This window comes from Kitasatospora sp. NPDC093550 (genome assembly GCF_044764985.1).
GTDB lineage: Bacteria > Actinomycetota > Actinomycetes > Streptomycetales > Streptomycetaceae > Kitasatospora.
On record NZ_JBIWJF010000044.1, the window covers coordinates 22,812 to 44,598 of the forward strand.

General features: G+C 72.5%; 19 protein-coding genes. 3 read left to right on the plus strand and 16 right to left on the minus strand.

Annotated features, from left to right (window positions below):
* Positions 1–9 precede the first annotated feature (9 nt).
* From ACIRD3_RS37820 to ACIRD3_RS37830, 3 genes are read left to right on the plus strand one after another with little or no spacing between them, the layout of a single operon-like run.
* On the plus strand, positions 10–2,814 hold the full coding sequence (locus ACIRD3_RS37820; protein ID WP_402225962.1) for a lantibiotic dehydratase: 2,805 nt from the start codon (positions 10–12) through the stop codon (positions 2,812–2,814).
* Positions 2,807–4,030, plus strand: coding sequence for a lanthionine synthetase C family protein (locus ACIRD3_RS37825; RefSeq protein ID WP_402225965.1), 1,224 nt, complete (start codon positions 2,807–2,809; stop codon positions 4,028–4,030). Before ACIRD3_RS37820 ends, ACIRD3_RS37825 begins: the two co-directional genes overlap by 8 nt.
* 46 nt (positions 4,031–4,076) lie before the next feature.
* Positions 4,077–4,820, plus strand: a complete 744-nt coding sequence (locus ACIRD3_RS37830; RefSeq protein WP_402225968.1) for a protein phosphatase 2C domain-containing protein — start codon at positions 4,077–4,079, stop codon at positions 4,818–4,820.
* A 23-nt stretch (positions 4,821–4,843) separates the two neighbouring features.
* Here ACIRD3_RS37830 and ACIRD3_RS37835 read toward each other — a convergent pair whose 3' ends face one another.
* The 16 genes from ACIRD3_RS37835 to ACIRD3_RS37910 all read right to left on the minus strand — a co-directional run bounded on the left by ACIRD3_RS37835 (position 4,844) and on the right by ACIRD3_RS37910 (position 21,769).
* A complete protein-coding gene (locus tag ACIRD3_RS37835) occupies positions 4,844–5,422 on the minus strand; it encodes an NUDIX hydrolase (RefSeq protein ID WP_402225970.1) in 579 nt (192 codons plus the stop codon).
* Between the two features lie 224 nt (positions 5,423–5,646).
* On the minus strand, positions 5,647–10,095 hold the full coding sequence (gene mobF / locus ACIRD3_RS37840; protein ID WP_402225973.1) for a MobF family relaxase: 4,449 nt from the start codon (positions 10,093–10,095) through the stop codon (positions 5,647–5,649).
* 543 nt (positions 10,096–10,638) lie between these two features.
* Entirely contained in the window at positions 10,639–10,812 is a 174-nt protein-coding gene (locus tag ACIRD3_RS37845) for a hypothetical protein (RefSeq protein ID WP_402225975.1), read from the minus strand.
* A gap of 3 nt (positions 10,813–10,815) precedes the next feature.
* Positions 10,816–11,472 carry a hypothetical protein gene (locus ACIRD3_RS37850; protein WP_402225977.1) on the minus strand — a complete coding sequence of 219 codons (657 nt, stop codon included), beginning with the start codon at positions 11,470–11,472 and terminating at the stop codon, positions 10,816–10,818.
* 38 nt (positions 11,473–11,510) lie between these two features.
* Positions 11,511–11,789: a DUF6211 family protein gene (locus ACIRD3_RS37855; protein WP_402225979.1), complete on the minus strand. Its 279-nt coding sequence runs from the start codon at positions 11,787–11,789 to the stop codon at positions 11,511–11,513.
* 201 nt (positions 11,790–11,990) lie between these two features.
* Positions 11,991–12,596, minus strand: a complete 606-nt coding sequence (locus ACIRD3_RS37860; RefSeq protein WP_402225981.1) for a DUF6349 family protein — start codon at positions 12,594–12,596, stop codon at positions 11,991–11,993.
* Positions 12,593–12,994: a DUF6181 family protein gene (locus tag ACIRD3_RS37865; protein WP_402225983.1), complete on the minus strand. Its 402-nt coding sequence runs from the start codon at positions 12,992–12,994 to the stop codon at positions 12,593–12,595. Before ACIRD3_RS37865 ends, ACIRD3_RS37860 begins: the two co-directional genes overlap by 4 nt.
* Before the next feature lie 36 nt (positions 12,995–13,030).
* Positions 13,031–13,459, minus strand: a complete 429-nt coding sequence (locus ACIRD3_RS37870; RefSeq protein ID WP_402225985.1) for a DUF6197 family protein — start codon at positions 13,457–13,459, stop codon at positions 13,031–13,033.
* 67 nt (positions 13,460–13,526) lie between these two features.
* On the minus strand, positions 13,527–14,225 hold the full coding sequence (locus ACIRD3_RS37875; protein WP_402225987.1) for a hypothetical protein: 699 nt from the start codon (positions 14,223–14,225) through the stop codon (positions 13,527–13,529).
* 69 nt (positions 14,226–14,294) lie between these two features.
* A complete protein-coding gene (locus ACIRD3_RS37880) occupies positions 14,295–15,674 on the minus strand; it encodes a DUF3560 domain-containing protein (RefSeq protein WP_402225990.1) in 1,380 nt (459 codons plus the stop codon).
* 329 nt (positions 15,675–16,003) lie between these two features.
* Positions 16,004–16,405: a DUF6409 family protein gene (locus ACIRD3_RS37885; protein ID WP_402225993.1), complete on the minus strand. Its 402-nt coding sequence runs from the start codon at positions 16,403–16,405 to the stop codon at positions 16,004–16,006.
* Positions 16,406–16,526: 121 nt separating this feature from the next.
* Positions 16,527–17,390 (minus strand): hypothetical protein, encoded by an 864-nt coding sequence (locus ACIRD3_RS37890; protein ID WP_402225995.1) that lies wholly within the window; start codon positions 17,388–17,390, stop codon positions 16,527–16,529.
* Between the two features lie 125 nt (positions 17,391–17,515).
* The gene (locus tag ACIRD3_RS37895; protein ID WP_402225998.1) at positions 17,516–17,875 is read right to left on the minus strand and encodes a hypothetical protein; all 360 of its coding nucleotides are present in this window, start codon (positions 17,873–17,875) and stop codon (positions 17,516–17,518) included.
* 68 nt (positions 17,876–17,943) lie between these two features.
* A complete protein-coding gene (locus ACIRD3_RS37900) occupies positions 17,944–18,579 on the minus strand; it encodes a hypothetical protein (RefSeq protein ID WP_402225999.1) in 636 nt (211 codons plus the stop codon).
* A gap of 455 nt (positions 18,580–19,034) precedes the next feature.
* On the minus strand, positions 19,035–20,180 hold the full coding sequence (locus ACIRD3_RS37905) for a hypothetical protein (RefSeq protein ID WP_402226001.1): 1,146 nt from the start codon (positions 20,178–20,180) through the stop codon (positions 19,035–19,037).
* A 371-nt stretch (positions 20,181–20,551) separates the two neighbouring features.
* Complete coding sequence (locus ACIRD3_RS37910) at positions 20,552–21,769, minus strand: hypothetical protein (RefSeq protein ID WP_402226004.1); 1,218 nt, start codon at positions 21,767–21,769, stop codon at positions 20,552–20,554.
* Positions 21,770–21,787: the final 18 nt, after the last annotated feature.

Genomic DNA, 21,787 nt, shown 5'->3' on the forward strand with positions numbered 1-21,787 from the left:
GAACCGCCCGTGCGCAGCCGTCTCGTACCCGATCTGGTGGCACTCGCCCGCCTCCCGCTCCTGGCAGCCGACAGCACAAAGGCCGGCGGCGAGCTGACCGCCGAGGGGCTGTTCCTCGCCTCCCGCGACCTCGACGGCGCACCCGGCGGCGAACTCGCTCGGGCCGCCTACGACCTGCGTGCCCGCACCCGCACCACCCCCAACGGCGTCTGGGCCGCCGCTACCACCGCCCACCTCACCGCTGGGCAACCACTCCTGCTGCTGGGCGAGGAGCACCGCTGCATCACCCTCCCCAACCCGGCCTGGCTCGCCGCCGTCGCCGACCGTGCCCTCGACCTGCCGAACGCCCTCGATCACCTCCGCCTCTTCGCCAACCTGACCGCGATGCAGCGCGGCACCGTGTTGGAGGCCGAGCACCCGGGACCGGACGGCACTGCGCAGCTGGGCACGGCCCGGGTGACCGAGGTGTCCAGCTGGCTGATGCGCGAGTGCTGCCGTACCGGCGGCGCCCCGGCCGGACGGATCGTCAGCGCGGCGCTCGACCGCTGGCCCGCCGCCGACGACGCCCAGGTGCGGGCCGCAATCACCGCGCTGGTCCGCACCGGCCTGCTCCTGACCGACCTCCTGCCCGCCGACCCGGCCGACGACCCCCTCGGCCACCTCGCCGCGAAGCTCCCCCCGGCCGCCGGCCTGCGCGCCGAACTCGCCGACCTGCGCGCGCTACTCGCCGACGCGGACCACCACCGGCCCGGCGCCCCGGAGCGCCTGCACCTCCTGCACGCCGCCCGCCGCGCGGCCGACGCGATCCACCCCACCGACCGGCCGCTGACCTGCGACACCATCGCCGAGGCCGACCTGCGCCTCCCGGCCACGGTGGGCTGGGAGGCGGCGCGGGCCGTCAACACCCTTTGGCGCATCGGCCACCGCACGGCGCCTTTGCAGACCTGGACCGCGAAGTTCCGGGAGGCGTACGGCCCTCACCGCCTCGTTCCGCTGCTCGAAGCGGTTGACCCGGCCACCGGGATCGGGCCAGCGGGGCCGGAGGACGCGATCGGTGCCCGTTCCGATCTGGACGACCGCCGCATCCAACTCCTCCTCGGGATGCTCCTCACCGCGACCGCGCAGGGCGAGCAGGTGGAGCTGACCGAGGAGATGGTGGACGCGCTGGCCCACCACGGCGACGGGCGGCCACCACGCACGGCCGAGGCCCACGTAGGGGTCCGCGAAGACGGCGACGGCCGCCTCGCCCTGGCCATCGGCACCCACGCCGCGCAAGACGCCGGGTCGGCCGCCGGACGCCTGGCCCGATACCTGCCCAGCCTCGCCCCCGAGCAGCAGGCCGGCGCTGACCCGGTGCTCGCCGAGATCGTCTGCCGTCCCCTCACCGCCAGCACCGGGGCGCTGGCGGTCGAGAGCGGACGTGCGGCGTACCGCATTCCCTTGGGCCTGCCCCTCACCGACTCCCGGGACCTCGACCCCCGCACCCTGCACATCACCACGACGCCGGCCGGACACCTCACCCTCTACTCCACCACCCTCGGTCGCACGGTCCGCCCCGTGCTGCTCAGCCGGATCACCCGCGCGCTCCTTCCCCCTGCTGCCCAACTCCTCCACCTGATCGGCCACGCGGACGAACGGCCCTGGCACCCCTGGTCCTGGGGCCCCGCCGCCCTCGCCCCCTACACCCCGCGCGTCACCTACCGCTCCACCGTCCTCGCCCCCCAGCGCTGGCTCCTGCCCCAGGACCTCCACGAGCTGGTCGACCACCGCGACCGCTGGCACGCCCACCTGGACAACTGGCTGTCGCGCACCACCATGCCGGTGCCGCAGCAGGTGGTGATCGAGGAGAGCGACCGGCACCTGCCCATCGACCTGGCCGACCCGGACCACCGCGAGCTGCTGCGACGAAGCGTCCGCCGCGGCTGCCGAGCCGTCAGCGAGGTACTGCCGGGCCAGCCGCCGGTCACCGGCCTCGACGGCCGCCACCACCTCGAACTCGTCATCGCCCTGCGCCAACAGCAGCGGGTCGAGCAGCTGGAGCCGCTCGACCCGCGCGCGGCCGCACGGGCCCGGGCCGCCGACACCCACCTCCCCGGTGACACCTGGCTCTCCCTCGCCCTCCCCGCCGCAGTGCGGCACCAGGATGCGATCCTCACCGAACTCCCGTCGTACCCAGCCGCCCTGTCCTACTGGCTGCGGTACACCACCCCCGACCTCGGCCCGCACCTCCGCCTGCGCTACCACGGCGCCCCCGAGCTGCTGGCCGAGGTTCAGCAGGGTCTCACCGGCCTCGCCGAGCTGCTGGCCGAGAGGCACCTGACCACCGGCCGCCTCTCCGCCGCGCCGTACCAGCAGGAGACCCAGCGCTACGGCGGGCCGGGCGCAATCGGCGCGGCGGAGAGGGTGTTCGCCGCCGACTCCGCGCTCTCCCGCGCCGCCCTCGTCCTGGGCGACGACCAGCGGCTCATCCTCGCCGCCCACATCGCCGCCGCCATCGCCCGCACCCTCAACACCCCCACCGCCGCCCGCCCCCACCCCCTCGCGGTCGACCTGCGCCGCCGCCGCGAGGGCCTGCGGGCCGAGTGCCGGACGGCCGCCGTTCCCGACGACCTCACCGGTCCGTGGAACACCCTGCTGGACGCCCTGACCGCCTATCGGCCGCACCTGGCGGACGAGGTGGCGCCGCTGTGCGCCTCCGACCTCATCCACATGCACTGCAACCGCCTCCTCGGCACCGACCGCGACCGCGAGCAGGTGGCCCGCTCCCTCGCCACCGATCTCCTGCGTACCGCCGACCTCGCCCGCCATGCCTGACCCCTTGGTGCTGGTCGAGGAGACCGTGGCCGCCGTCATCGACCCGGAGCAGGCGGCCGCCGGCCTGACCCCGGGCGCCGCCGCCACCCTCGCTGACGGCCTGCCCGGCACCGCGCTCTTCCTCGCCGTCCTGGCCGATGGCGACACCGCCCTGATCGACGCCGCCGACCAGCACTGGGACGCCGCCGCCCGCGCCGTCGCGGGCTCTCACCCGGACGGCATCTACTCCGGTCCCGGCGCCCTGGCCGCCTCCCTTATCTACGGCAGTGCCTACCTCCCGGACCACCGGCGCCAGCACGAAGCCCTCGGCCGGGCCGCCGCCTGGCTCTCCGCCCGTGCCCAGGGCCTAGCCGAACACCACGCCAACCGGGTCCACGCGGGCCCGGCCGGAACGGTGTGGGGCGTCTACGACACCATCAAGGGCCTGGCCGGGATCGGCCGCGCGCTGCTGGCCGCCGTACAGCTCGGCATCCCGCAGGCCGGGCCGGGGCTGACCGCTGCCCTCACCACTCTCACCGCCCTGATCACCACCACCGACGACTTGGGCCGCCCCGGATGGTGGGTCCGCGCCGAGGACCACGCGCTCGCCGTCCCCGGCGCCCTGCCTCCCTCCGGCACCGCGAACACCGGGGCCGCGCACGGCATCGCCGGACCCCTTTCCCTCCTCGCCCTCGCGCACCAGGCCGGCAACTCTGTCCCGGATCAGGAGAAGGCTGTCGCCACCGCGGCTCACTGGCTCCTCACGTGGGCGACCCCCGGCCCGTCGTGGCCGCCGTACGTCAGCGGCGACGAACTCTCGCACCCGCCGGACCCCGAGCAGCTGGGCTCCGCCCCGGGACGCCGCGACGCCTGGTGTTACGGCACTCCTGGCATCGCTGCCGCGCTCCACCACACCGGCCGCGCACTCGCTGACCCCGTCCTCCTCGCCTTGGCCCGCCAGGCCCTCGACACCCTCGCCCGCCGTTGCCCCGGCACCTGGGACACCACCGGCCCGGGGCTCTGCCACGGCAGTGCCGGAGTCCTTGAGGTGGCCGTCCGCCTGAACCACAGCGGTCTCGCTGACGTGGCCGCCCAGCTCACCGCCGCCACCTTCCACGACGCGAAGCCGGGCACCGGCTTCCTCACCGGCCGGACCGGAGCGGCCCTCGCGTTGGCCACCCACCGCCATCCCACCAGCCGTCAAGTCCAGTGGGATGGCCCGCTCATGCTGGCCTGACCCGGCTTCCCCGAATCGGGGACTCGAACAGAGAGAGCTGCTGACCTTGGAGATCACCTGCGCGACCGCCCCGACGCCCGGAACCGGCGACGGCGACGACTACGCGCTGACCGGGAACACCTGGGCCCTCGTCCTCGACGGTGCCACCGCCAATGGCCTGCCAACCGGGTGCAGTCACACCGTCGCCTGGTACGTCCGTCAGCTCGCCGGACACCTCGGCACGCTGCTGGCGACCACCACCGTGCCACTACCGGAGGTACTGCGCGCGGGCATCGCAGACCTCGCCGCCGCCCACGGCCAGACCTGCGACATGGCCTGTCCCGACAGCCCGTCGTCCACCGTCGCCGCCGCCCGGATCACCTCCGACCTGGTGGAGCTCTTGGTCCTGTGCGACTCCCCAATCCTCGTCCTTACCCACACCGGCGACGTCTTGGTGGTCATCGATACCCGCACCCACCACCTCCCCGGCTACACCCCCGCTGACCTCAGCAAGCTGCGGAACAGCGACAGCGGGTTCTGGGTCGCCTCCGCCCGGCCGGAGGCGGCGGACCGGGCTGTCACCCGGACTCTGCCCAGGGCGGAGGTGGCGGCCGTCGCGGTGCTGACTGACGGCGCCAGTCGCCTGGCCGACCACTACGGCTGGAGCTGGGAGCAGCTGATGCACACGCTGCTGGAGAAGGGCCCGGCCGAGGTGATCCGACTGACCCGCGAGCAGGAAGCGATCAAGGCACCAGAGAGGGGAAAGCCGCACGACGACGCCACCGCGATCGTGATCCGCCTGACCTCGTAGGGTCCGACGCGCCGTCGAAGACATCACGGCAGCGGTTCAGCCGACGGTGCCGGCGCACCGACCGCCCGGCCGATGCGCCACCCGACCGTACGCTCGGCAACGGCGAGCGGGTACCAGGCCGCGTCCGTTACCTCGGACTCTTGGAGAGCGCCAACGTCCACATTCGCGTGGGCAGTCCTGAAAGCGAATCCGATGTCGAGGTGATAGTGGACCGGCTCGTCCTTCTTCGGTCGAGCCGGAACTTCGCCGAACTCGATGTAGACCGGCCTCTGTGAGGCAGGGACCACATCGACCGCATCAAGTCCGGTCTCCTCCGTCAGCTCGCGGACTGCGGCGGTGAGCAGGTTGGGGTCGGTGGGTTCAAGGTGGCCGCCAGGTTGCAGGGTGATGCCGTAGGCCAGGTGCTCGATGAGCAGGATCTCGGCGGCATCTCGAACCAGGAGCGCGCCAACGGTCACGTGCATGGGGAAGCTCCGCCGCGACGCGAAGTCCTGCCCTTCACCCAGAAGTCGCAGAGGTTCGGACAGCTGCTCGGCCTCGTCCGGGTAGCACTCAAGGTAGGCGGCAAGGGCGCTCGCGATATCCGCGTCACTGATCGCCACGGCACACCCCCACGCCACCCTGAGAGCGAGACTCCCCGTGACCGATCAATCGGAGGCGGGCTACGAGCGCTAACACAGTCGACTCCCACAAGCTGCATGACCTAAAGGGCAGTTCGGACTCTACAAGCCACGCCTGAGCCTCGACGCAACAACGCGCCGCCTTACCACTGAGCAGCCTCAAACCCTCGCAGCTGTATACGCGTGACGAGCGGCTGCCACCAGCTCTACGGCAGCGGTGCCAGAGCTTCCGGTGCATCGTGCAGGTACGGATCGTCCGTCCTGGCGTGCTTGGCGTACGGGGATTCGGGCTGCGGCGGGGTCGGCGCGGCGGCCTCTGCGGTGTCGGCGGTTGGGTCGCTGCGGTCGGCCCTCCGGGTCAGCTCCGCTCGCAGGCCGGACGCCCGGTCGTCGGCGTTGCGCGCCGTGCGGCGGGCCTTGGTTGCTTCGGTGCGGAGGGCCTTCGCCGCCTGGTTGTCCTTGTCCTGGGCGCGACGGAGCAGGGCGGCCTTCGCCTCCTGCGGCAGGTCGGCTTCGGTGAGCACGGCTTCGTGCTCACCGGCGGGCCCGGCCTGGTGGGCGGCGTCGCTGAGTTGCTCCTTCGCACTCTCCAGCTCCTGTTCGGTCGCGTGGCGCGTCCGAACGAGGTCTTGGCGTTCTTCCTCGGCGGCGGTCCGCTGGTCACCGCGGAGTACAGGACGACCGAACCGTCCGGTGGCGGCCAGCTGCTGCTCGATCCCGCTGATCCGGGCTTGGGTGCCGTGCAGGCCGGCGGTGTATTCGGCGATGACCTCTTCGAGGGCGCGCACGTCGCGGATCGCCTCGGCACGTTCGGCGACTTCCTGCTGCCGGCGGCTGAGCGCGAGCACGTTGGGGCCGGTTCCGGCGGTCGCGTTCTGCTCGGCGCGGTCCGCGGTGCTCTCCGCCTTGTCGGCGGCGGTCCTGGTGGCGCGCGCGGCTGCTGCGGCCTTGCGCGCGGCGTCTCGCAGGCTCTCGTTGTTGAGGTGGGCGTACGGGCGGGCGGCAGCCTGGGGGCGGGGCTCCGGGGCTGCGGCCGGAGCTGCCGATCGGTTGGCAGTACCGGTGGTGCGGCGGGGTTCCGGCTTCGGGGCGTCCTCCTCGATGTCGTCCTGGTCAACGGCCTCGCCGGTGCCGGGGGCGCGCGGGATCGGCAGGTCGGGGACGATGTGCCGGACGTGGGCAGGGACGGCGGTCGTCGGGAGTTCCGTGAGGATCATGCGCTCTTCGGTGCCGGTCTCGACCTCACGGATGAGGCCCGCGACGGCCCGGTCAAGCTGTTCCTGGTCGGTGAGCGCTTCGCCTGCGCGGGCGCGGTCGGCGTCGGTCTCGTAGACGGACAGCGGCAGGAACAGGTGGGTCTCCTTCTTGTCGCGGCTCATCATCGTGTAGAGGGCGTTGGCTTGCGCGCTGGGGCCGTAGACCAGGGCTTCTTGGACGCTCAGGCCCTGGGACTTGTGGCCGGTGATGGCGTATCCAAGGCCGAGTCCGCCCTGTGCGATGTAGTCGGCATCGACCCACTCGGCGACGTCGCGGTGGCCCTCGGCGGTCTTCTCCCTCCACTCGACTAGGACCCTGCGATCCTCGTCCACGGCCCGCACGATTCCGCGGTACCCGTTCAGGACGTCTTCGTTCCCGCCTCGGCTCCGCTTGCTCCGGTAGTCGTTGGCCCGGAGGAGGACCTGGTCGCCGACGGACAGCGCGAGTTCGCCGCCGCCGGCCAGAGCGAAGAGGTGTTCCGGGCCGGTGAGGGCGCCGCTGGCCTTCCGCAGAGCACGGGCCCCGAGGTTCAGCTCTTCCACGACCTCGTTGGTGGAAGCGAGCATGAGGAGCTGCTGCACGGCGGTGTGGTCGTCGGTGTGTGCGGCGCGCTTGTCGGCCCAGATGGTGAGCATCGCGGCGAGGGTCGCGTCCTTGTCCGCGAGGGCGTGCACGCGGCCGGTTCCGGCGAAGGTGCGGAGTGCATCCACGCGATTGTCGTCGCGCCACAGTTCCAGTGCTCGGCGCTCGATCGCGTCCTTCTGCCGGAAGTTCTGGCTGAGTTCGAGGCCACCCACGATGTGGTGGACGGCGGCGAAGCTGCCGCCGATGCCGGGCGAGTGCAGTTGCTTTGGGTCGCCGATCCCGATGATCTTCGTGCGGGTCGTGGCGGCGTGGGCGAGGAGTTCGGCGATGTCGCGGTCATCGCACATCGCTGCCTCGTCCACGACCAAGACGTCAACGCCGGTGAGGCCGGGGCCGCCGGTGCGGATGCCGGTGAGCCAGGAGGCGAGGGTGCGGGAGGAGATGCCGGCTTCGGCCTTGAGGTTGGCGGCGGCGACGGCGGCGGTGCTCGCTCCGGCGATGATCAGTCCGTTGGCCTCCCATGCCTGCCTGGCGGTGTCCATGATCGTGGTCTTGCCCGATCCGGCGATGCCCACGACGGCGTCGATGCCGTGGCCTGCGGTCAGCAGGCGTTCGAGCACGGCGCGCTGTTCGCCGGAGAACTCGAAGCTGCCGCCGTGCTGGGCCTCGACGGCGGACAGGGTCATGGCGACCGTGTCGCTGCTGACGACGGCGGTCTGCTCGTTGAGCCGGTTCGTGGCCTCGGAGACGATGAGCGCTTCGGCGGCGACCACGTCGGCCGTGGTGTAGCGGTCGGCGTGGGTGAAGTGCTGGGCGCCCTTCGGGTTCAGCTTGACCGCGTACCCGGCGTGCCGCAGTACGGAGTTGGTGAGCTGTTCGGCTTCATCAGCATCCGCGACGCCGTACGGGAGAGCGTCCAGGACGGCAGCGATGGCGGCGGCGTGGCTGAACTCCTTGGAGTGGCTGGTCAGCCCGGTCTTCGGGTCGAAGACCTGGGCGCACAGCTGGTCCAGGTCCGGGTTCTGGCCCGTCCGGTCCTGCTCGACGGCGGCAGCGGCGATGGCGTCGGGGTCGTCGCCGGCGGCGCGGCCTTCTGCCTGCCAGTAGGCACGCAGCACGTCGTCCTCGACCCCGGCGGCTTCGCCGTTCTTCGCGGCCTTGGACGCGGTGGAAGCTGCGGTGCGCTCGCGGGTGGTGGCGCTGTCGTAGTCGATGCCCAGCTTCGTCAGCAGGTCCCGCACCTGGCTGTCGCGCTTGCTGAACAGCTTGATCGTCGCCTCGGGGATCGCGGCGATCTCCCAGGCACCCGTGCGCACTTCGCGGCGGAAGGTGATGCCGAAGGTGTCGGTCAGCTCCCTGCGGATGCGGGCGTTCATCAGGGCCTGGGTGGCGCGGGCGTGGCGGTTGAGGTCGCGGCCTCCCGCGGCAACGGTGGACCACTGGCCGTCGGTGCCCTTGGCCATGTTGGCGATGGTGAAGTGGAGGTGGAAGTGCGGGTCGCCGTAGGGAGCGCCGTCCACCGGCCGGGCAGCGCGGTGCACCATCATCCAGCCGGAGAAGCCGCTGGTCTTCACTGTCTCCGGCTCGGCCCCGTCGCCGTTGCGTCCGCGCATGCCGTAGGCGGTCCACTTCTCCAACGCGCTGATGGACTCGCGGCCGGCGGACGTGTAGATGGCTTCGACCTGGGCGGCAACCTCCTCGGGCGCGTAGGCGAGGAACGCGCTCTTGGACTTCGGGAGGTCGAGGGTGACGTCGGCTCCGCGGTTGCCGACCTGCACCCGGCCTTCGAGGAGGGCGGCCTTGATCTCCTCGGCGTCCCACACCTTCTCGGGTGCGAGTCCTGCGGCCTTGGCCATGGCGACGGCTTCGCGTACGTCCATCGGCAGGTCGCGGAGGCGCCGTTCGCCCTCGCGCGCGGTCTGGGCGTACCGGCGCTTCATGGACGCTGCGGCGAACAGGTCGGCGGGCTTCTGCCCGGTCGCGGTGGCACGGGCTTCGACGGCGCGAAGGAGGGCGCGGGCATCGAGGTGGCCCCCCGCCTCGGCGGCGATGGCCTTCTGCAAGGTGGCTTCGCCGTACAGGGAGACGGCGTCGATGCCGACGGCGTCGGCGAGCTTGAGCAGGGTCGAGACGGGGACGCGGTGCGATTCGCCGAACCGCTGGAGCTGGTTCTCCATCCTGCGGAAGGCGTCCTTCTTCCGCTTGGAGTCCAGCAGGCTCGCGGGGCTCACGCTGCGTTCGGCGGCGGCGCGGCGGATGGCGCGGACCAGCGGGGCGGCGGGCAGCTTCGCGGCCGGGGCGATGGCGACCTTGGGCTCCACCAGGGTCTGGCCCGTCCGGGGGTCCTCACCGTGCATGAGGCGCCGGGCCGCCTGGAACTGACTGGGATCGAGGATGCTGCCGGGGGTGATGCCGAATTCGGTGAGGCCGCCGCCGATCCAGACTAGGGGGCGTTCGCTGGCGTCGAGGTGGTAGTCCACCTGACCGTCGGCGGCCCGGCCTGGAAGGGCCTGTTCGCCGTACAGGTCGCGGGCGTTGAGGCCGGCTGCGGCGGCGACTTCGACGGCGTCGAACGCGGTGAAGCGCGCGTTCTTGGCGTTCCGCAGTTGGGTGCGGGCCCGGAAGAACGCCTTCTTGGCCTCCGTGGGGCCGAGGAGCGCGGCAACGGTGGTCCCGGCTTCTTCGGCCTTGGCCTCGATCGCGGCAACGAGGGGTGCGGCGTCGACCAGGACCGTCTTCCCGCAGCCGTGGCCGCCGGTGAGGCGGTACTCAACCTGTTCGTCGCTCGGGCCGATCATGGTCACCCACGCCATCGGCCCGCTCACCCCCCGCGCTCTTCCGGTCAGATCCGGTCATCTTTGAGGATTGTATCGTCACGAAGTGACGATACCTTGGTCCTCAATATTCAAGATCATGATCAGCTTGGGGAGAGGTCGGGCACTCGTGGGGCCTGGTCGCTGCTGCGGATCAGGCTCTGTCGAGCCTGGTGTGCTGTCGGACTGTTACCTCGGGAGCAGGTCCGTGGACGCTGGGGCTTCGTGCTCGGTGGGGTGGTGGGCACGGGGAGGCAACTGCGGACTCCTGTGGGCAGGGGCTTCGCGGGTGCGGGCGGTGAGCGGCTCCGGAGAGCCGGGGTGCTGGCGTCCACGGGGCTGATGCGGACCGGCGGGCACGCGCAGGTCGGCCGGAGCCGGAGGGGCCGGGTCCGGCCCCGGTACTGGAGCAGGTCCGGCGGTTCCGCGGGTGGGGCCGGGCTGTCGGGGTGGGCTGCTGTCCGGGGATACGGGAAGGTCCCCCGCTCCGAGAGCTGGAGCGGGGGACCTTCCGGTGTCACCGGGTGGCCGGGGCCGGCTGAACTAGGTCAGCGGCCACTCGCCGAACGGGACGGGCGGCTGTTGCTGGGCGTCGCGCACGGCTTCGTCCGTGCCGCACGTGGTGCAGATCAGTACGTCTCGGTCGGCGGTCAGCCGGGAGCGGGCGGGCCGTTCACCGAGCGGGCCGCCGCAGCGCGGGCAGCGGGTGTCGGGCACCGGTCAGTCCTCCTTGGGGTGATCGCGGGCGGACTTGAGGATGTTGTTCCAGGTCGGGCGGGAGTAGGTCTTCTCCGTCAGCCCCAGGAGCTGGGGGATCAGTTCGGCGTTCGTGGCCGTGGGGTTGGCGGCGATGGCCTCCCGGGCAAGGGTGAGCCGCTCGTCCCCCTGGTAGGGGTAGGCCACCTTGGCGCGGGGGCCGGTGGGCCGCCCGCCGGCGTGGCCGCGCCCCTTGCGGTCGGCGACGTACTGCCACAGCCGCCAGCGCTTCCACTTCGGGCGGTCGCGGGTGGGCAGCCTGTCCCAGTCGTCGGGCTCGGGCCAGCCCTCCGGCGGGTTGTTGACGTAGTGGGAGACGGTGGCGGAGCCGGCGAAGCCGCAGATCTTCGCGGCTTCGGCCGGGCCCACCAGGTCTTCCGGGTCACCGTCGAGTTTCGGCGCGTTGGTGGTGCTCGCGGCGGCCCGGCGGCGCTGGAGTTCGTGGTGCCACGTCGCCCACTCGTCGCCGTCCCAGTGCATGACGCCGTCGATGATCTCGGCGGCCGGGTGCCCGTTGTTCTCCCGGTCGGTCCAGAGGTTCTGGAGGGTGGATTCGCTGATGCTGTGGACCTTGCGCAGGTCCGCGCGTGAGTAGAGCGTGCGGCCGGTCTCGGCGGGCACGGTCGCCTCCTGTTCGGGGTCGTGGTCGTTCGACGGGGTCACTGGAGTTCGTCCGGGTCGGGGACGGGCGCCCAGGTGCGGCTGCCGGTGGGTTCGAGCCGGGTGAGCGCGGCCACCTCCCCCAGGGGGACGGCGGCGGCCCAGTCGTCGTGGGCCGGGTGGTCGGTGGGGAGGTTGAGCACAAGGTGCCGGCCGGTGCGGGGGAAGTCCTCGACTATGACGAACCTGGCGGTGTCGTCGGCGCCGATGCTGTTACCGCTCTTGAGCTGGGCGATGTCTCCTGGCTGGGGACAGTCGGCGTGCCGATCGCATAGCATGGTGCTGTTCTTTCTGGTGAGAGAACACCCAGGACGGCCAGCGCCATGTTGCCAAACTCGCGCTGGTCGTCCTTTGTTGTCCTGGTGGTGCGGGTGCCGGTTCGGCACCCGCCGGGGCGGAGGTTGCCCGCTCCGCCGTCGGCGGAGTAATTAGACCATCTTTGTGCTGGGGCGGCGGGGCCCTGGCGCGGTGGGCGGCGGTCAGAACAGGGTCTCCTGATCGGCGGCGCGCTTCCCCCGGGTGACCGGCGGCCGGGCGACGCGGAGTTCGTATCGAGGGCGTCCGCGGTGCGGAGCGGCGTGGGCTTCGCGGCGGTGACGGCTCGCAACGACCAGCGGGGCGCCCCGGTCCAGCCACCCCGGCGGGTAGCAGGAGGTCAGCTGTGCCCATCGCCCCCGGTCGAGCGGGAGTGCCCGCCGGTCCTCCACTGCGGTGACGGGCAGCAGCTCGCGCCAGCCGGGGAACGCATGGTCGTGCGCGTCTTCGACGGCCTGGTTGTCGCCGTCGCCGTACCCGTCGCCACGGTGGACGGGGCCCTCCCAAGCGCAGGACAGGCACCCGCCCCGGAACTCCTCCTCTTCCCGGCGGCCGGTCCGCCGGCTGCGGGTGAGCAGGGTCGGGGCGTGGTGCTCGGGCTGGTCCAGTTCCTGGCCGAGGTCGCTGTACGCACCTCCGGGGTGGCCGGAGCGGATGTGCCACGCCTGGGGGGCGCTCTCGGGAGGTTCGGGCGTTCGGCCGTTGCGCACCCGCCAGTAGTGCGTCTGCCGTGCCCGAGCGCCGGCCGGCGCCGCGGTGGTCGTGGTCACGGCTGCTCGCCCGGAGTGGCGGCGAGCACTTCGCTGAGGGGGTCGGCGAGCACGGCCTGTTCCGCGGGCGAGTCGACGAACCGCAGCCCGTACGCGCGGCGGACGGCGCGGCGGGCGTCGTGGTGGCGGTCGTGGGTGGGGTCGTGCGGGGAGCGGTCGAGTAGGTCGTAGCCGTGCTGGGTGAGCATGTCGGCGATGGTCGAGCGGACCTGTACGGGGTCGAGGGCGCGGAGGTCGGTCTCCTCCGGAGCTGCGAGGAGTACGCGGATCAGCTCGCCCGCGCTGAGTCGGGGCTGGAGGGGCACGCCGATTCGGTGGATGCCGTCCTTGCTGGGGGTTGCGGCTCCTCGGCGGCTCGGGGGCCTGGTGGTGCTGCGGAGGGTGGTCGTCTGGTCCATCGTGATGGCTCTCGGAGTGGGCGCCGGGTGGTCCGGTCAGAACAGGGCGGGGATGGCGCGGGCGGCGGCGGTCCGGAAGGCGGTGGCGGCGTCGGCGGCGGTGCGGCCGGGCTCGGCGCTCCACCGGTCGATGGCGTCGCAGTGCAGTTCCTTCGCGGCGGCGGGGTCCTCGGTGTCGGCGGGGTGGCCGGTGAGGGTTTCGGCGAGGATGCGGAACGCCTCGTCGCGGGCGCGGTGGATGCGGTCCCAGTCGTAGGTGCGGCCGGCACTTCCGCGGGCCTGGCCGGCGGCGACTTCGAGCGCACCGCGCGGCCAGCACGGCAGGGTGACGGTGCGGCCGGGCCCGGCGAACAGGTAGTGGCCCTGGTGGATGCCGACGTGCTCGATGTGGTGGGCGGCCCATTCCAGGATCTCGGCCGGGGTGTCGGCGATGACGACGCTCTCGGGGGTGTAGCGGATCGGCATGGCGGTGTTGTCCGTTCGGGGTGCCCGGGGGCGGCGGTTCGCCGCCCCCGGGGTGGTCGGCCTGCTGCTACTGCTGGTAGGCGGGGATCAGTTCGCGGACACGGTCCGGGCCGACGCATCCGCCCTCGTGGCGGTGGAGGCTCGGCAAGCCGCCGTTCCTGCCGCGCAGGTGGCTCCAGAACTTCGGGCCGACCCACCCGCACAGCTCACACCGCAAGACCCAGTGGTTGTCCGAGCCGGGGAACCCGGTGGCGACGGCGCTCCACCGGAGCTTCGCCAGTCCGGCGAACGCGGTCTCGGCGCTCTTGATGTTGCGGTCGTTGACGGGCATCCGCGGGTGCAGGAGGGGCACGGGGCCGGTCAGCGGCTGGAGCGCTTCGGCGCGGATCTGGTCCAGCGGGATCGCGGTGATCTCTCCGGCGGCGTACTGCTCGGCGAGGCGGGCGGCGGCCATCTCCACCCCGGGAACGCCCTTGTCCGGGCGACCGAAGTTGGTCTCCCCCGCGCTGGTCTCGACCCACCAGTCCCGGCTCCACCGGTGGGCGCGGCCGATGACCAGGTCCTGACCGATGATCACGGGGTAGCGACCCGCGTTGTCCGGGGCTCCGATGCGGTAGGGCATGGCGGCCTGGAGGGCGACGGGCGCCCCGGTGTCGGGGGTGCCGGTCTGGTGGTCGGGCTGGCCGGGGTTGGCGGGCTTCTGGTCGTCCGGCTCGGTGCTCGGGGTGGTGGCGACGACGGGTCGTTCGAGGAGCTGGGTGGTCATGGTGGTGCCCTTGTCTGGTGAGAGAGGGGCCGCCCCGGCGCGCTCGGCTGCCGGGGCGGCGGAGCGCAGTTATGCGGCGGCGGCCGGGGCCTGGCGGGCGGCGGTCCATTCGCGGCGCGGGGTGATGTCCAGGTCTTCGAGAACCTGGTCAAGGCTCCCGTTGTCCGGAACCCACTCCCAGTCAGCGCCTTCGGTGCCGGGCTGCTGGGTCCAGGTGAGCATGTACGAGCGGCCGGAGGTGCGCGGGTCGCTGCACACGGCTTGCGCCTCGCGGCGGGTCATCGCCCACAGAGCCCGCTTGCGGCGGCGGGGTGAGTTCTTCGAGACGATGAGCACCAGCGCGGTGTCCTCCTGCTGGTCCGCTTCCGCGGCGGGGGCCGACGTGTGGACCGGCTCCCCGATCGGCGGGGACGGCTGGGCCTGCACCTGGGGTTCGGCGACCGGTGCCGGCGCGGCGGCGGGCTGCATCTCGGCGGCGCTCTTGCGGCCGGACACGTCGTCGTAGGGGGCGGTGGAGGTCCAACCGTCGTATCCGTCGTCAGCGGCCCGGACCACGGTCCGGCCGGTGCCGTTGAAGATGTGCGGGATGGTCACGGACTTGGGGTTGACGCGCAGGACCTCGTACCAGGTGCCCCGGTAGCGGACGAAGTCACCGCGCTTGAAGTCCGCCTTCGACCACACCTTGACGCCCTGGGCTTCCGCGTCCTTGATGACCTGCTCCCAGTGCGCGATCTCCTCGGTCAGCTCCTCGTGCCGGATGGTCAGCTCAGGGTCGGCGGGGTTGCGGGAGTAGCCCTTGGCGGACTCGCCGCGCTGCCACTTCTCGACCGCCCGCAGGTCGGCCCGCAGCTTCTCCAGACGGCGCAGGGTGCGGCCGGGGTCAGTGCGGAACTGCTCGTAGCTGGCGGCAGCCTTCTGCCTGTCGGCCCAGTGCTGGGCGCGGTCGCCCTCGCTGATGCTCGTGCGCATCGCGCTGTCCATCCGGTCCCGGTCACGGCGGGCGCGGGGCTCGCTGTGGTGGCCGACAAGGATGGGCTGGCCGAACTCGAACCGCTCGGATATCGCGTGGGCGGACTTCCGCGCAGCCTGGGAGTTGCGGGCGGCATTGTCCGCGTACCCGCCGAAGCGGTCGGCGCGGGCCTCGGCGCGGTCTTCCCGGTCCTGCTCGGCCTCGGTGAAGCTCCGGCGGTCGGCGTTGTCGACGGTCAGGGTCACGTCGAAGCCGGCGTCCCGCAGTCGCTGGACAAGGAGTTCGAGGTTGGGGGTGTAGGCGGCGTGGTCACGGCTGTGCGGGAGGTACCAGGTGTCGAGGTTCCGGCTCCACCGGAAGGGCTGGCGCAGGGTGCGGCCATACTCGCGGAGCTTGAGGATCTCGGCCGATCCGTCGCCCCGGCTGGTGCCGTCGACCAGGGTTCCTTCCCGGCGGGTGTGGGTGATCTGGATGGTCATCGAACTGGTCTTTTCTGGTGAGAGTCTTTGGTCCGCCCGGAGGGCGGACGGGGTGCTGGAAGCGGTGAGCACCACCGGGGGCGGGCCGTGAGGGACGAGCGGTCCGCCGCCGTCGCGCCCTGCGCGACGGCAGGGGCTGCCGCGCCCCCGCGGGGCGCGTCCTTCGGGGTCCGGTGCCCGCCGTTGGTCGGCGGAGCCGCTAGGCGGAGTCGGCCGGCGGCGGTGAACGCACCGGACCTCGCTGCTGTCGCCCCGAAGGGGTGTCCGCTCGGGTGTGGGGCCCGCTGGTCCGGAGGTGTTGCCCTCCCCCGGACCAGCGGGGTGTTCGGTCAGCTGCGGCGGGTGGCCGGGGCTCCTTCGATCCGCTCGCGGACGGCGCGGTTCACGGCGTCGATGAGGTCGCGCCCGTCGTCGTAGGCGAACCGGCCGAGCGTCAGGCTGGTGGCGATGTCGCAGAACGCGCGCTGGTCCATGGTGGTCAGCGTGTCGTCAAGCGGCGTGAGCTCGTGGGGGAACATCGCCTGGACGCTCAGGCCCGGCACCGGGATGCCCATGGTGTAGTACCAGACGACGACCATTCGGGCCTCGTCGGCGAAGTCCGCCCCGCCCCAGGGGCCAACGACGATGGACGGGCGGGGGTCGAGCTGGTGGCCGCTGGCCCAGGGTCCGGCGGTCACGAGGGTGGCGGTGGGGAAGTCCTTGACGGTGGGGGTCTGGGTCTCGGTGGTCATCGTCCGTGCTGCCTTCTGGTGAGAGGTTCCGCCGGGGCCGGTCGGCCCCGGCGGCGGTGTCGGTCGGGGTGTTGCCCTCCCCTTCCGATATCATTAATTAAACCATGTTTTTGGGTCTCGGTCAACCGGCGGGGGCGAGTTCGCGGCGACGCTCGGCGGCGGTGGTGACGGCGTGGGCGATGGCGCGGCCGGTCTCGATGACCCGGACGGCGGACTCGTGCACGGGGGGCTTCTTGTCCTGGGTGATGATGCCCGCGAGCGGGGGCATGACGGCCGGGCCGGGGGCGATTCCGAGAATCAGGGCGGCGGCGTGGGCGGCTGAGGCGACCTCGGCGAGGTGCTGGCCGGGGAGCGGGGCGTCCGCCTCGGCGATGCGCCGCCAGGCGTGGCCGTACAGGAGGATGCGGGCGGCGGCGTCGGGGGCCTCGCGGGTGAAGTCGAACCCTCCGGCCTGCTCGGGGTCCTCGTGGTAGCGGTCGCGGTACTGGCTGAGCAGGATGTCCCGGACGGCCTCGGCGGCGAGCGCGGCGGCGGCGGGCTGCTCGTAGGCGTCGCCGTCGGTCTGGCTGATGTCGAACACCGGACCGGCCTTGTAGCCGGAGACACGGCGGCCCTCCCCCTCGGCGGCACCGGCGGCGGCCTCCCGGGGAGCGGCCTCGGTGGCGGCCTGGGGGTCGTCGGTGCGCCGCCGGATCGGGGTCCATATGCGGATGGAGGTGGAGCCCTTGGCCGGGAATCGCCCGGCCTTGCGCCAGTCGCCGGAACTGAGGACGCGGGTTGCGTGGGGGCACTGGGCGGCGATGGCGATGCAGTTGACGGGGCTGCGGTCGGCCAGGGTCGCGGCGGTGCGCATGACGGCGGCCCAGAACTGCTCGTCGGTGACCATCGCGCCGTACGCGCGGTCCATCACGGCTTCGAGTTCGCCGCGCATCCGGGCACTGTAGGCGCGGCGCTCATCCTCGGTCATCTTCGGCTTGCTGGGCATGTCCCGGTCTCCCTGGTGAGAAATTGCGGACCCCGGCCGGCTGGCCGTGGGTGTCGGTCGGGGGTGTTGCCCTCCCCCTTCCGACATCATTAATTAAACCATGTTCTGAGGTGTTCGGCAAGTCCTTACATCCAGTGCAGCCCGTCCGTGTGGCACGCGGCCCGGTATGCCGCTATGACCTCGTCCTCGATTTCTGCCCAGTGCCTGAGGATATCCGGGGCGGTTTTCTGGGGGTTGGCCTCACGCTTCGCCCTGCGCCATTCGATGGCGATTTTGAGCGTGCGGAGCTGGGAGTGTGTGAGGTGCCACGGGCCGGAATCGGGAAGTTCTCCGCCACCTGCCATCGCTCCGGCGTTGTTGATGTGCTCGGTGCCGGACCACACTCGCTCTTCGGGCTGCGCGGCCAGGGCCCTTCGCAGAGTGCACCGGAGGTGTGGGGCCTGCACGGTCCATTTCGGGTTAATAACGAACAGGTCGGCGCTCATTGCGGCCTTTCTGGGAGGAGTGGGGGGCGGCGCGCTCCGTGAGCGCGCCGCCGGAAGTCTCGGAGAGGTCAGAGGTCGAACTCGTCGGCGTGCTGGTCGCGCTCGTCCTCGGGCGTCTGGATGTGGGGCAGGAATCGGCTGACCGCGAATACGACCGCGTCGGCGATGATCATCGGTGCATCCTGGAGAACGATGTTCACCGACCCCGATTCCAGTCCGATTCGGACTTCTCCGGGCTTAAGGCTCATGTGGATGTAGGCGTTCGTCCCGTCGATTCGGGTCCGGGCCCCGGGGAGCCGGGCGGCGATTTCGCGGGCGGCATCCTCGGTCTGGCGGCGCATCGCGGCCTGTTCGCGGTTGTGGTCCTTCACCCGCTGGTGAACGGCGCGGTGCGCGGGGATGAGGTGATCCCTGATCAGGGCCGCGATCCGCGCGGGGTCTTCGTCCGTGGCGACGCGGATACTGTCGCGCTCGCCAGTGCGGAACGGGTAGTCGGTGGCGGGGAACGCGCCCCGGATGTGGAGGTGGCCGGGGTCGTCGTAGCGCTCGGAGAGGTGGAGCTGTCGGCCGTCGAGGTGGGTGAGGTTGGCGGCGTGGGCCAGCTCCTGGACGCCGTGGAGTACCTGCTGCGGTCGCCAGTTCCCTCCGAGCGCGAGGGCGATCGGGTGGGCGAGGTCGGCGACGGTGGGCGACCACTGGGCCATTGCGTTCTCCTGGTGAGAGTGGATGCCGGGGCCGGGCGGCCCTCGGTGGCCGGCTGGGGTGTTGCCCTCCCCTTCCGACATCACTAATTAAACCATGTTCTAGGGGTCGGGTCAAGCCACACAACCGCTCTGACCTGCCCTTTTCTCGCCGCGCAGGCCCGCACCCGCCCGGCCGGGCCCGGCCACAACGGGCCCCGGGCGGGGTTCCCTCCTCGGTCGGACAGCTCCGCCGTACCGGGGTTCCGGGTGGGGTGTCCAGGCTCGCGCAGCGACCGCGTAGCGGCTCGGCCTGGGCACCCTGCCCGGGTTCCTGGTACGCCCTCCGGGTGTCCGACCGAGGAGGGGACCCCGCCCCCCACAACCCCAACCACCACCCACGCCGCACCCGACCGACCGCCCCCCAACCCCCTCCGAGAGAGGACCCGCGGGAGGCACAGGAAGCCGCGATCGGCGTGTCACCACAGGGTGGGCTGGAGCGGGGAGACGGGGATCGCACGGTTCCGCGGCCGGGTGCGCCGGGGCTTGTGCGGAGCATGTGCGGGGGCTCGCGGTGTCGTGGTCAGCGCGGGTGCCGGCTGCGGCACGCTGGCGGCGGGGAGGGGTTCGACGCCGGTCTCCGTTGGGGTGGCCGGTGCGGGGTCGAGGGCGGCTTGTTCGCTGGCGAGCGCCTGCTGTTCGGCGATGGTGATCGGCTTCCGGTAGAGCTTCTGCGCGCTGGGTTCGAGCGGGGGCAGGCGGCGGGCGGCGGCCTTCTGGTCGTCGCGGCGCTTGTGGCGGCGGCGGACTCGGGCGAACCGTGCCTCGTAGGCGGTGTGGTCGCTGGCGTGCAGCCCGTCCTGGTGGAGCCGGGCGAGTTCCAGGGCGACGGTACCCATCGGGCTCGGAGTGAGTACGTGGGTGCCGTCGCCGTGCTGCGCGGCGGTGAGGAACTTGGCGGTCAGCAGTGCCTGCGTCCTCTCCTGGCTGATGCGGCGCCCGCCGGTCCACTCGCCTTGCCGTGCCGCGAGCCGGGCCCGGCCGGCTCGCTGGTACAGGCGGCCGGTCGCGGCGGCCTCCATGACCCGCAGGTGGCCGGTGGTCCAGCCGAGTTGGGCGACGTGGTGTTCGGCGAGGTAGAGGTTCGAGGCGGCTTGCTCGCGGTTCTGGCGGTCCATGCCGGTGGTGGCCTGCTGTTCGGCTTCGCGCTGGGCTTCTTCCCGGCGGCGGGCGCTCTCTCGCTCGGCCTGTTCCGCGGGGGTGAGGACGCGGTCCAGTTCGGCGCGCAGGCCGGCGGCCGTGGTCTCGACTCCGGCGGCGGTCTGGGCGAGCACGGCGTGGTGGACGGCTTGGCGGGCGCAGTAGTTGAGGGCGCTTGCGGGCATCTCGGGGTCGTCGGCGTACTGCTCGGCGCGGTCGGCGTGCCGGGCGGCTTCGACGGCTTCCTGATGGGCCGCGTGCATGGCCGCTTCCAGCTTCGCGGTCCCGGAGCGGCTTCGGCAGGCGGCGGCCATGGCGTCGTCCGCGGCGATGACGGCGAGCAGGGCGGCTTCCCCTGCGACTTGCAGACAGGTCTGCGGCGTGGGGTCGCCGAACGGGGCGGCGGCGCGCACGGGCTCGGGCATGGGTCGTCCTCGGTGGGTTCGGCGGTGCGGTCGGGGGCGGGCGGAGCCCCGTCCTCGGGGTGCCGCCTGGTCGCGCGGAGCGCGGCGGAGAGTGCTGTCGTGCCCGCAGGGCACGTCCGTTGGTCCGGCGTCCGGGCGGGGCGGGAGGGCCGCCTGCGGCCCGGACGTCCCGGCCGGCTGCGAGCCGGGCCGGGCTGAGCCGTCCCGCAGGGACGCCCTTTCGGTGGGGCCCCGGGGCGGACCGGCCGCCGGACGGGGGTGGCCCGGCCGGGGCGGTGGGCGGGCGTGGGGTCGGGCGGCTCGATGCCGCCCGGCCCCACGATGGCGCGGCCGGGGCGGGCCGGGCGGTGGTCTCCGCCCGGCCGGGCCTGCTAGGCGGCGACCGGTTCGCGCTCGGTGACGCGGCACCGGGTGAGCACGGTCTGGGCGGTCTCGCCGTAGGTGCTGTGCTCCTTGACGGTGCCGGTCAGCTCGACCTCGTCGCCCTTGTCCGGGACGGTGGCGGCGCTGCTGAACCACACGTAGACGTTGCCCTGCTGGTCCTGGAACTTGATCAGTCGGCGGCGCTGGGCGTGGTAGCCGTAGAACCGCTCCTCCAGCTCGATCACGGTGGTGACGGTGGCGGGGACGGTGAGCCGCTCCCCCTTGGTGCCCTGCGGCTTGCTGTTCTGGGCGGCCCGCTCGATGGCCGCCTTCTCCTGGTCGCGGTGCCATCCGGCGACGGCGGACACCAGCGTCGGAAGGTGGCGGGGGGCGACGGTCTCGCCCTTGGCCAGTTGGCCGACCTTGTGGCGGTACTCGGAGAGGTGGCCGTAGCCCTGGAGGGCCCACGCGCGGACGGCGGCGGCGGTGTTGGCGGCGTCGGGCTCGGCGTCGATTCCGGCCCGCCACTCCTGCGGGGCCTTGCGGTCGAAGAAGTAGGCGTCCACCGAATCGGCGGTGGGCACGCGGTTCTTCCACTGCTCGGACCGGCTGTAGAAGCGGCCGTCCCGGGTGACGACGGCGGCGGCCACCCGGAGCACCTCGTCCACCGGCACGCGCAGGTCGGCCGGGACGCTGCCCTCGTCGCCGTCCCAGTCGGAGTCCTTGATCGTCCCGAGTCGCCACAGGGCCTCAAGGCCCTTGATCGGCAGGCCGGTGTACGGCTCGACGCAGGTGGTGCCCAACTGCTTGATCTCGCCGTTCTCGTGGCGGGCGAGGTAGGTGGCGGTGCGGTGGCGGGCGACGGAGCACCCCTGGCAGAACCCCTCGGTGGCGCGGTGCTGGCGGGCGGCCTCGGCGTACAGCTCGGGCAGGCCCGGGAACAGGCTGGCGATCGTCTCGCCCTCCTCGTCGTGGTCCAGGCGGGCGATGACGGTCCAGCCCTGGTGGCGGGGAAGGGCGCCGGAGATGGTCACGGTGACGGTGGGGCGCTTGCCGATCACCCGGCCGTCCACGTCGCGGTAGTCGGCCAGGAACGGGGCGGAGAAGTCGAGCGCGTACGGGCTGAGGCTGTGGATGGCGGCGCGGGCGTTCGTGGCCTCGACAAGCTGGCGGACGCGGGACTCGGCGGTCGCGGGGACGGAAAACCGCATGGCTGCGCTGGTCATCGTGGGTGCTCCTGCTGG